Origin of the sequence: uncultured Shewanella sp. (assembly GCF_947495455.1) — a bacterium.
GTDB lineage: Bacteria > Pseudomonadota > Gammaproteobacteria > Enterobacterales > Shewanellaceae > Shewanella.
In genome coordinates, this window is sequence record NZ_CANLZC010000148.1 from 1 (window position 1) to 10,385 (window position 10,385).

At 39.6% G+C, this 10,385-nt stretch carries 11 protein-coding genes; 5 read left to right on the forward strand and 6 right to left on the reverse strand.

Annotation, left to right across the window (positions count from 1 at the left end):
- Window positions 1–58: 58 nt before the first annotated feature.
- Window positions 59–541, reverse strand: a complete 483-nt coding sequence (locus Q0791_RS23225) for a glycine betaine ABC transporter substrate-binding protein (RefSeq protein WP_299011603.1) — start codon at window positions 539–541, stop codon at window positions 59–61.
- A 58-nt stretch (window positions 542–599) separates the two neighbouring features.
- Complete coding sequence (locus tag Q0791_RS23230; protein WP_299011604.1) at window positions 600–1,625, reverse strand: zinc-binding alcohol dehydrogenase family protein; 1,026 nt, start codon at window positions 1,623–1,625, stop codon at window positions 600–602.
- A gap of 102 nt (window positions 1,626–1,727) precedes the next feature.
- Between Q0791_RS23230 and Q0791_RS23235 the strand changes: the two genes are divergently transcribed.
- Both Q0791_RS23235 and Q0791_RS23240 read left to right on the forward strand, forming a co-directional pair.
- On the forward strand, window positions 1,728–2,738 hold the full coding sequence (locus Q0791_RS23235; RefSeq protein ID WP_299011606.1) for a LysR family transcriptional regulator: 1,011 nt from the start codon (window positions 1,728–1,730) through the stop codon (window positions 2,736–2,738).
- 328 nt (window positions 2,739–3,066) lie between these two features.
- Window positions 3,067–3,717, forward strand: coding sequence for a hypothetical protein (locus Q0791_RS23240; protein ID WP_299011607.1), 651 nt, complete (start codon window positions 3,067–3,069; stop codon window positions 3,715–3,717).
- Between the two features lie 304 nt (window positions 3,718–4,021).
- Here the strand turns inward: Q0791_RS23240 and ompW are convergent, their stop codons facing one another.
- The 4 genes from ompW to tesB form a co-directional block, all read right to left on the reverse strand.
- Window positions 4,022–4,669 (reverse strand): outer membrane protein OmpW, encoded by a 648-nt coding sequence (gene ompW, locus Q0791_RS23245; RefSeq protein ID WP_299011609.1) that lies wholly within the window; start codon window positions 4,667–4,669, stop codon window positions 4,022–4,024.
- Window positions 4,670–4,880: 211 nt separating this feature from the next.
- Complete coding sequence (locus Q0791_RS23250; protein ID WP_299011610.1) at window positions 4,881–5,255, reverse strand: STAS/SEC14 domain-containing protein; 375 nt, start codon at window positions 5,253–5,255, stop codon at window positions 4,881–4,883.
- A gap of 498 nt (window positions 5,256–5,753) precedes the next feature.
- Window positions 5,754–6,155, reverse strand: coding sequence for a YbaY family lipoprotein (locus Q0791_RS23255; RefSeq protein ID WP_299011612.1), 402 nt, complete (start codon window positions 6,153–6,155; stop codon window positions 5,754–5,756).
- 23 nt (window positions 6,156–6,178) lie between these two features.
- Entirely contained in the window at window positions 6,179–7,045 is an 867-nt protein-coding gene (gene tesB, locus Q0791_RS23260) for an acyl-CoA thioesterase II (RefSeq protein ID WP_299011613.1), read from the reverse strand.
- A gap of 426 nt (window positions 7,046–7,471) precedes the next feature.
- On the opposite strand from tesB, the gene Q0791_RS23265 reads away from it, so the two are divergent.
- The 3 genes from Q0791_RS23265 to Q0791_RS23275 all read left to right on the forward strand — a co-directional run bounded on the left by Q0791_RS23265 (window position 7,472) and on the right by Q0791_RS23275 (window position 10,081).
- Window positions 7,472–8,212, forward strand: coding sequence for a 5-oxoprolinase subunit PxpA (locus Q0791_RS23265; protein ID WP_299011614.1), 741 nt, complete (start codon window positions 7,472–7,474; stop codon window positions 8,210–8,212).
- Window positions 8,213–8,241: 29 nt separating this feature from the next.
- The gene (gene pxpB / locus Q0791_RS23270; RefSeq protein ID WP_299011616.1) at window positions 8,242–8,967 is read left to right on the forward strand and encodes a 5-oxoprolinase subunit PxpB; all 726 of its coding nucleotides are present in this window, start codon (window positions 8,242–8,244) and stop codon (window positions 8,965–8,967) included.
- A gap of 178 nt (window positions 8,968–9,145) precedes the next feature.
- Window positions 9,146–10,081: a biotin-dependent carboxyltransferase family protein gene (locus Q0791_RS23275; protein ID WP_299011618.1), complete on the forward strand. Its 936-nt coding sequence runs from the start codon at window positions 9,146–9,148 to the stop codon at window positions 10,079–10,081.
- Window positions 10,082–10,385 lie beyond the last annotated feature (304 nt).

Genomic DNA, 10,385 nt, shown 5'->3' on the forward strand with positions numbered 1-10,385 from the left:
AGAGATAGGACTCGGATTTTGACGCATTTAAACGATCAGTCAACCGATCAATAAATCGTTAAATGATCGGCATTACCTCTTCTGTGCCCGTTAAAAAAGTATACCCAGCCTCACTCAATCCATAGGCTTGCATCATCGCCACCGAAAATCGGCTGATCCCAGCCCCTGCATTAATACCTTGAATAATGGGGTTCACTTTTGAAATAACCTCAGGCTTTAATAAATCTGATACCTGAGACACTGCGGCCTGTGGAACGTAATCGGGTACGCCCCATAGTGCATAAGGCTCATAGTGCAAACCCAGAGTTGTTAATGACACCACCTGCTCAACATCTTCTTTATACATGCCATGACTCGATGGCAACCAAGCAGACGTCAATAAATCCACTTCCCCAGTTTTCAACTTTTGAAAATTTTCTTGATGAGGGGAATACTGGCGCTGCACCTCAAATCCCATGTCATTTAATAGATGCGTTAACAGCGATGCAGTCACACGATGAAAAGACAGATCGGTCACACCTAAAGTGATTTTTTTATCCATTATTATTCCTAACGATTTAAAGCCACTTTTAATAATCATTCGTAACTTACGCAGACTATTAAAACCCCTCTAAAACAATTTTTCCTATCACGCTACCCGCTTCTAATGCGGCATGAGCTGCTATCAAATTCTTGGCATTAATTCGGCCGAAATGCTGACCTAAGGTCGTTTGAATATAGCCTTGATCCACAAGATCGGACACGCGGCTCAGTAACTGTCCTTGTTCCTGTAGATCGCTAGCATTAAACAAAGAGCGAGCAAACATAAATTCCCAGTGCAGCGATAAACTTTTTAATTTAAGTTGAGTCACATCAAGAGATTGAGGATCGTCAATAATGGCGATTCGCCCAAAAGGCACCAGCAGCTCAGCATAAGTGGAAAAATAAGTCTCAGTGCTATTTAGGCTTGCCACATGAGTCACCCCGCCTAAGCCTAACTCGTCGATTTGAGCTGTGAGTGACTGAGTATGATCCACGATGAAATCTGCGCCCAACTTTTTCACCCAAGCTTTTGAACTGTCACGAGAAGCCGTGGCAATAATCGTCGCTCCAGTCAAAGTTTTAGCCAACTGAATAAACATAGATCCAACACCACCCGCCGCTCCCACCACTAAAATGATCTCATCTGACTTTTTTGACGTATTGATAGCCTGTTGCTTAATGCCTAAATGCTCAAACAACAATTCCCAAGCGGTAATTGTGGTTAAGGGTAATGCCGCCGCTTCAGCATTTGACAAACTCTTAGGCTTAAGACCGACAATGCGTTCATCAACAAGTTGATACTCTGCATTGCTCCCTTGACGCGTGATATCACCTGCGTAATAGACTAAATCCCCGGGATGAAACTGGGTCACACCTTCCCCCGTCGCAATGACTTCTCCGACTGCATCCCAACCTAAAACCTTAGGTACTTGCCCTGTTGGCTCACTGGTCAATCGTACTTTATAGTCTGCTGGGTTCACCGCAATGGCCTGTACTTTAACCAACAAGTCTCTTCCTGTAGCAATGGGCTGTGCAATGTTAACATCCACTAACGCCTCTGAATGATTGATAGGTAAGGCCTGGTGATATCCGATAGCTTTCATGACTTTTCTCAGAGTGAATATTGAATGTAAGCAGTATAGAACTTGATTTACTCCCATTAAACAGGATAATTATTGAAACTTTACCAAAAATAATTAGATAATATGCTCATTGAAGATCTACAAATCATTTTGAAAATCGCCGAGTTTCGCAGTATTACAGCCGCAGCAGCCCATTTAGACATGCGTACCGCCACGGCCAGTGTGGCCATTAAGCGAGTCGAAAAAACCTTAGGTGCAGAGTTGTTCATTCGCACCACAAGACATCTCAGACTCTCCAGTGCCGGCGAGCGCTATTTACCTCAATGTCAACAAGCACTGGATATGCTTGAGCAAGCTAAACTCAACATGAAAGATGATCTCGATATTATTGATGGGGAACTGCGTATAGCCTTGTCTTCAGATTTAGGCCGAAATCTTGTCATTCCATGGCTCGATACTTTCATGGATGCGCATCCCAACATCCATCTACGAGCCAACATCAGCGACAGTAACATCGACTTTTACCGTGACGCTGTGGATATGGCCCTAAGATATGGTTCTCCAAATGATGCCAATGTCTACGGATTTAAAATTTGCAATGTCCCTCGCCTACTCTGTGCAACACCTGACTATATAGAGGCCCATGGCATGCCAAATCATCCCCAAGATTTGGCCTCTCACAATGGCCTTTTTTATCAGCTGCAAGATATCATCAATGATGTATGGGACTTCTCATATCAAAGCACCACAGATCACTCCCCCTTACCCGCAAGCGACTTATTGTCGAATAATTTAATCAAAGATAGTTCTCAATCAAAAAAGAACATTAAAATCAAAATGAGCGGTAAACATGCGTCAAATGATGGCGATCTTGTCCGTCGCTGGTGCGTCGCCAGTAAGGGAATTGCCCTCAAATCCTGCCTTGATATGGCAAATGATTTACTCTCAGAAAAAGTCATTAATATACTGCCAGAATTTACTCCAACACCCACAGAGCTTTGGCTTATCTTCCCTAGCCGCCAATCTATTACTCCCGCCGCTCGCCTGCTAAGAGATACCTTACGCCAAAACAGCCGAGATATTTTGCAACAGCTCATCGACAAAGGCATATTAAATGACAGTGTGCTCAAATAAAGACAACACACTTAAAATACTGACAAAGGCCTCACGGGAATTTTTGCAACAGCTCATTGATAAAGACGTATTAAATGACAGTGTGCTCAAATAAAGACAACACACTTAAAATACTGACAGCGGCCTCACGGGAATTTTTGCAACAGCTTTTGCAACATATCTTCGATAAAGACATGTTGGATGACAAGGCGCTCAAATAAAATACAATCATTTTATTTTGCTTGATTACTACCAGTTTCAGTATTACTATCCCGCTGCTTTTTATAGCAAAAATATTAATTGACTTAAAATGAATAACACAACAGTGTGATTTAATGGATTAAATACAATGATAAAATACTGCTCATCTCTGTTTTTTTTACTCACTTTATTATCAGGTTGTACCGCTCGGCCTGAATTACCCTCTAGCATTGCCACTCATTCAATAAATAGTGATTATGCATTAATTGTTGGCTCTTTATCACGGGCAAATGGTTTGTTGAGTTTTGACTCTTGGTCTTTGTCATTCCGTTCACTTAAAACGCCAATCCCCTATAACAATATCATTAGAGGAAAAGTGGATAAAAATGTACCATTTGGAAAATATGACTTTGACTTTAAAGAACAAAAAAACTCAGGCAATATCTTTGCTTACTTAGTACCAGCGGGCGAATATGAAATATATCAAACAAACATGACCAATACATATGGTTATAGCTTCACATCTTGGCAATCCAAGGAGCCCTTTTCTTTAAAAATTCATGCTAACGCTGGACAGATCACTTATATTGGAGAATATGCTATTCAGCCCGTTTATGAAGGAAAAAATCTGTTTGGCGTGCCGCTTATGGCATTGGGATACTGGATCGTCAATGATAAATCAACCAGAGATATTGCCATGCTCGCACATCGTTATCCCAATTTGAATTGGAATAACATTAATAAAAATATCATACGAGAAGCAAATACTCCCCTGTTTATTCGACAAGATATTCACTAATATTTTTTGGCATAATCTTTACTCATTGATTGGCATAAAATATAAACAATTAAAAACGAAACACTTAGAATACTGACAAAGATCTCATAGGAATAATACCTGTGGTGTTGCTCATTTTATGGCAAGTATAATAGTGGGCTTTAATATGGGCCATATTCACTATCATAGTCACTTATACCAATCAAATAGTCTTATGTCGCTAAGGGATCTTCTAAAGGGTCCAATGCTGAACATAAACAAAAAAGGTACATCAGTGCCTTTTTTGTTTATCTCTCAATGTTAAAGCCGCATTGAAGTATACGATTTAGAACACATAACCCACACTGATCATATATACCCAAGGATCAATGTTTGTATCAATAGTGACAGACTCACCCGCCAGCTTAAAACTCGCATCGGTATCAATATCAGCATACCAAATCGAACCGTTCAGTAACCATTTATCAGTCAATTGGTAGTCTAAACCCACTTGCCCTGCAATCCCCCATGAATTTGACAAACTAATATCCGTTAATGCTCCATCAAGATCATTAGTAAATTTTGTATCATAGAAATTGGTATAATTGATACCTATGCCAATATAAGGCCTCAATTTTGATGCCGCATCACCAAAATGATATTGCGCGACCAGTGTCGGAGGCAATTGTTTAGTTTCAGCAATATTGCCAATATTAGGTAATGAAATATTATGACTAAAAGGACTGGCCGCTAATAATTCAATGCCAATATTGTCAGTAAACAAATACGCAAAATTCAAGCCTAATTGCGTATCACTATTGACATCAAATTCACCATTGCCAGCCACATCTTGACTCGACGCATTAGGAGCAACCACAGCCACACCTGCACGAACAATAATATCACCCGCTTGAGTGGCATTCGCCGAAGCCGATAATCCCAGTGCAATGAGTCCAATAGTTACCGTATTTGTAAGCCTATTTTTTTTCATCATTTCATCCTTATCACTGCATTTTTACAGTTTTTATTAATGGATGAAGCATGCCTGTAAATACACATTATCAATTTGATCTATATCAAAGTCACTCTACCCATAACCGCCGTTACCTAAAAACCATGAGTAAGATCACAATTTACATCGCTCAAGACCTTTAAACATTTCAATCAGCTTATTTTTGCCTTTTGTCGCTGAAGCGCTTTGTCCATTAGTTATTTAGCCATTCCAGTGCAAAACCAATATCATCGAAATATTTTATTTCTCCAGATAGGAACCAATTCCCCATTTTCGCCATAATTTCTTGCCATCGTTTATCACCGTAGATAGCTATTTTCTCAAACTCACTACCATGTTTCAGTCCCAACTTAAAGTCATCCCAAGCCGCTCTCATTTCCCAACCTTCTAATTCATAAGCATCTACCAAGACTTTCACTTTTGGATGGGAAACTTCCTTTAAGGCGGAATCAATCATTGGCGTAATGTGTAAATAGTCTTCATGAGTAAGCTTACCAATGGCTTTTAAAGATAAGAAAAAGTCATTATCCACTCGCTCAATCCCTATCGATAATCCATGTTTTTTCATTGACAACAATCCTTTTCAATTAAGTCCCTATGAAGAATAGCCTATTCCACACTGAAAAAAATCGGCAACAACTAATCTAAAGCTCATCTTTCACAGCTCTATGTCAGCAAAGTCAGCAAAATCCAACTACAATGTTAGAGTGTTCTAAATTAATAAAATGGAATAACAGCGAAAGATACCAGAAAAAGATGACGATTAAGACGTCATTACAATCTAAGGAGAGATTATGTCTATTCGAGAAGGATTATTAAGTATTGGGATTGCATTAACCATTTTAGGCATACTCACTGCCGTCATTAATATTTAAGCCGAGTCACGTTTTACCGCGAATAAAATTCACCCTCAAAAAAGTCAAACACGAAGCACGAGAGCCTTAATCGGCTACTCTGCTTATGCTTTGAAACATCAAAGGTAAAATAAGATGACATATAAAATGGGCGCAGTATTAAGCCCCCATTTCAAATACATCTTGTTTAAACAAACATCAATTGAAAAGGATCAGCGTCTTTTTACCATCACAGGTTTCATAATCACTTCAGTGGTATTTTTACCATTATTGATCACAGGATATTGATCATAGGTCTGAAAAATTACTTGATTCTGATATAAAATCATCGCAACCACACCATAATTAATCGATGAATCAATGCTGTCTGCAGGTAAAGTAAACTTAAATGGCACAGGCACTCTGGCAATATTAAAGGTTTTTTGTGCAATAATCGTCCCTTTTTTATCTAAGTCAATAATAGCAATAACAATACTACTTCCTTGGGGCAAATTAATATCTTCTAAATATCCCGCAGCGCCGTTCACAACAACAGGCTCTGGTGGTTTTACCGTCACACACGCAGATAAGAGTAATACTCCCATTAATATGACACTTTTTTGTATAATTGACATAATTATCCTTCTTAAATAATACGTTATGTTAGGGACTTCATTCGAATTAAACCTTCTTGCGTCGCTTGAGCCAGCAACTCCCCTTTCTGATTGAAAAACTGCCCTTTGACCAGCCCTCTTCCTCCACAGGCATTAGGACTATCGACACTGTATAACACCCAATCACTTAAATCGAATGGACGGTGAAACCACATGGCATGGTCAATGGTCGCCATTTTTATGCCCGGTGTGAAAAACGATTTTCCATGAGGCTGTAATGCTGTCACCAAAAAATTAAAATCTGAAGCATAAGCCAATAAATAATCTTGCATACACAGATCACACTGCATTTTTCCGTTCGCTCGCAGCCATACATAACGCTTAGCGGGCTTCTTATTCGGTGTCAGATCATTCATGGGATCCAGCAGGCGCATCTCAAGAGGGGACTCACGCCGTAAATTATCAAACACAGATTGAGGCAATTGCGCTTTTAATGTTAAGGCTAAGTCTTGCTGATTTAATAAAGCATCAGGTCCCGCAACATTGGGCATTTCATCTTGATGCTCAAAGCCTATTTCAGGTGCTTGAAAAGAGCAAGTCATATAAAAAATAGGCCGTCCCTTTTGAATCGCCTTCACCCGTCTGGCACTAAAACTGCCTCCATCTCTGATAATTTCCACATCATAAATAATCGGTAAATGCTCATCACCAGGGCGTAAAAAATAAGAATGCAATGAATGAACTTGCCTGTTAGTTTTAAGCGTTTGCTTGGCCGCACTCAAGGCTTGTCCCATCACCTGCCCACCAAACACATGTCCAAACCCTAAATCTTGACTTTGACCTCGAAACAGTCCTTCCTCAAGCCGCTCCAAAGACAATAAAGACAGCAACTCGTTTAACACTTGACTCATTTCATAACCTTACCGATACACGATGAAATGATTCTACTACTGATAACGCCTAATTTCGACTGTCTGCAGCATTAATTCTGACTTAAGCATCACACTTAACCATCACAATGATCCCTTCTCTCATTACCGCTTCAAACATGGTAAATTGATAGACAATTGATAGACGTGCCCATATTGTGATACAACTCGATTCACAGGCTAACTAAACGTACATGTAAAATTTAATCACAAGACACTGGCTACAAAATCACAAAAAAATGAAACACTTTAATATTAAGTGATCAATATTTTTAATCTATCATTATATTGAGTGCCAAGTTAGGTAAAGATCCTGTCTTTTTATGCTCACATATTTACTGTCACATTTACTATAAAAAGCAATAGAATGGCAACTCAAACTGCATATCACAAAGGTATAGGTATACTATGAAATTAAATTGTGACATGGGTGAAAGCTATGGTATATGGAAAATGGGTGACGACCATGCCTTAATGCCATGGATTGATATGGCCAATATTGCCTGTGGATTCCATGCGTCCGATCCCGATATCATGGCTGATACGATTAACCAAGCTAAAACCCATAATACGCTCATTGGTGCGCATATTAGTTATCATGACAAACAAGGATTTGGCAGAAGAAGTATTCCTCATACACTAGCAGAAATCGATCACTTGGTTGCCTACCAATGTGGCGCGCTAATGATACTTTGTCAAATACAACAAACAGAGATGACCTACGTCAAACCTCACGGTGCATTACATCTTGATATGATGACCAAAATCGAGGTCTATGAAACCATCATACGTACCTTGTCTAAAATCAACTCAAACTTAACTATCCCTCTTAAATTAGTCATTCAAAGCACAATTAATAATATTCCCTATGAAGCCATCGCTCAATATCATAACGTTGAACTAATATTAGAAGCTTTTGCCGATAGAGCCTATGACAATCAGGGATTGCTCCTAAAACGTTCCCATCCAGCCGCGCTATTATCATCTCCCGAACAAATTAAACAACAAAGTTTAAACTTAAGCCAAGGCTTTGTAAAAACCCATGAAGACCGTATTATTGACTTACATGCGGATACTCTATGTGTTCATAGCGATAATAAAACTTCTGTCGCAGAAATCGCTGCTATTCATAAAATCCTCAACCCATAACACAATAGGATGAAACAGAAATAGAAAAGATGATAACCCTTGCTCCTATCACAGAAGATAGTCTCATCATCAACTTCGATGACAAAATTGATTTGTCCATCACTAAAATCATCATGCAGCTAGTGGAGCTGCTCAAACCAGGCTCTTCAAGTGATTTTTTCCCTAATATCATCAAAGAAAACATCCTTGAAATCACACCTTCTTACACACGTTTATTCATCCAATACCGCGCTTCGCAACTTAAGTATGAAGACATCGATGCCGAGCTACAAAGATGGACAAAAACACATTCATCTTTACAAAAAAAAACCTTATCATGCCTGCATGAGCTTCCTGTGTATTATCACCGGGAAGTCGGACTCGATCTCCCTCATTTAGCTCAACACCATCAATTGACTCAAAAAGAAATTATTCAATACCATTCCCAAAAAGAATACCATGTTTATGCGATTGGTTTTGCTCCTGGGTTTGCCTTTCTTGGTGAAGTCGACGCTCAAATTGCCACTCCTCGACGAGACTCACCTAGACTCAATATTCCAGCAGGCAGCGTCGGTATTGCAGAACAACAAACCGCCGTTTACCCTAATAATACTCCTGGGGGCTGGAATATCATTGGTAATTGTCCATTAACCCTCTTTGATATCACATCATCCCCCATGAGCCCCTTTACGATTGGTGATAGAGTCAAGTTTAACCCCATCACTCGTATAGATTTTTTAGCCCTAGGAGGGCATATTGACAAAAATTGGAAATGACAGCACTCAAACGATTAAGTCTTTTTTGAGTCAAGTTTAAATTTGATTACAACACACATATACGTGAAGATTTTTAGCTTTATGAAGGCCATATAGAAAAAAATTGTTTTGCTCAATAGTCACCTTCATGGGCTATTTAATGGCTGGTGATAAAGTCAAGTTTAAATGGAGACCAAATTTGCAAGCATTAGAAGTCATCAACCCAGGTCCATTGAGCCAAATACAAGATTTAGGTCGCTTTGGCGTATCACAACATGGACTCTCTCAAGGTGGGCCAGTTGATCTTCATGCCTATTGCTGGGCCAACTACCTGCTCAATAATGCCATGGCATGCTCGCAAATTGAAGTGACATTAGGTCAAGCCAGCTTTAAAGCACATGATGATCTGCTCTGTAGTCTTACAGGTGCAGACTGCAGAGCAAAAATTGATGACATTCCCCTTAAACCATGGCAAACCTTTAGACTCAAAAAAAATCAAATACTCAGCCTAGGCTACCCAGAACACGGACTGCGCAGTTACCTCGCCATTAAACAGGGTTTTGATACCCCTAAAGTCGCTAACAGTGCCGCCACCGTCATTAGAGACAAGATAGGCCTAGTCGCGCTCAAACAGGGGGATAAATTAAACGGTGCAGGGACACTTAACAATCAAAAAATGCCGTACTCGCACATGCACCATATCGTGCCGTCGCAGTTTCGTCCTCATTACCCAAGTGCTGTCACATTAAGAGTAATAGAGTCCTATCAAGAAGCGCAATTTTCAGCTGCAGATAAACACACTTTCTATCATTCTCCCTATACCGTCAGTCCCTATTGTGATCGCATGGGATGTCGGCTGACAGGTCCTGTCATCTCCGCCCTAAACCAAGATTTAATTTCAGAGCCCATTGCTTACGGTGCTATTCAAATTCCCCCCAATGGACAGCCTATTATTTTATTAAATGACAGACAAACATTAGGCGGATATGCCAAAATAGGTAGCGTAGCAAGAGTTGACTTACCTAAACTCGCACAAGCTAAACCCGATACTCAAATTCACTTTATTCAAGCGAATAGACAAGAACTTCTTCAAGAATGGTTACAATTCATCCATTTTTTCAACTTGCCTTTTTAATTCTTTTCAAGCTGAAAAAATCAGTAAAAACTTATTCGGTGTGGCTTATTTCGTCAGCTCTCTTTATTTATTACTCATTGCCACCATCATTAGTGGGCAGCTATTAATATGAGTTTTATATTATTACAAGCGTTAATTGAAGCAACACATTATAAACATACTAGATTATAAATAAACAATGAAAAGCCGAGCACCTCTCGGCTTTTCATCATCAACAACAGTGGATGTTATATACCCGTGACTGATGAATCCCCAGTTTTTTTACTCACAGGTGATTCCCAGGAAGTTGATTTTATTTGGGAAC

What these genes read in the sequence shown, in the direction of transcription:
- Q0791_RS23225 (WP_299011603.1), bottom strand. Translation starts at nt 541, where the DNA reads ATGGATAAAAAAATCACTTTAGGTGTGACCGATCTGTCTTTTCATCGT.
- Q0791_RS23230 (WP_299011604.1), bottom strand. Translation starts at nt 1,625, where the DNA reads ATGAAAGCTATCGGATATCACCAGGCCTTACCTATCAATCATTCAGAG.
- Q0791_RS23265 (WP_299011614.1), top strand. Translation starts at nt 7,472, where the DNA reads ATGAAATTAAATTGTGACATGGGTGAAAGCTATGGTATATGGAAAATG.
- Q0791_RS23235 (WP_299011606.1), top strand. Translation starts at nt 1,728, where the DNA reads ATGCTCATTGAAGATCTACAAATCATTTTGAAAATCGCCGAGTTTCGC.
- Q0791_RS23255 (WP_299011612.1), bottom strand. Translation starts at nt 6,155, where the DNA reads ATGTCAATTATACAAAAAAGTGTCATATTAATGGGAGTATTACTCTTA.
- pxpB (WP_299011616.1), top strand. Translation starts at nt 8,242, where the DNA reads ATGATAACCCTTGCTCCTATCACAGAAGATAGTCTCATCATCAACTTC.
- tesB (WP_299011613.1), bottom strand. Translation starts at nt 7,045, where the DNA reads ATGAGTCAAGTGTTAAACGAGTTGCTGTCTTTATTGTCTTTGGAGCGG.
- Q0791_RS23240 (WP_299011607.1), top strand. Translation starts at nt 3,067, where the DNA reads ATGATAAAATACTGCTCATCTCTGTTTTTTTTACTCACTTTATTATCA.
- ompW (WP_299011609.1), bottom strand. Translation starts at nt 4,669, where the DNA reads ATGATGAAAAAAAATAGGCTTACAAATACGGTAACTATTGGACTCATT.
- Q0791_RS23250 (WP_299011610.1), bottom strand. Translation starts at nt 5,255, where the DNA reads ATGAAAAAACATGGATTATCGATAGGGATTGAGCGAGTGGATAATGAC.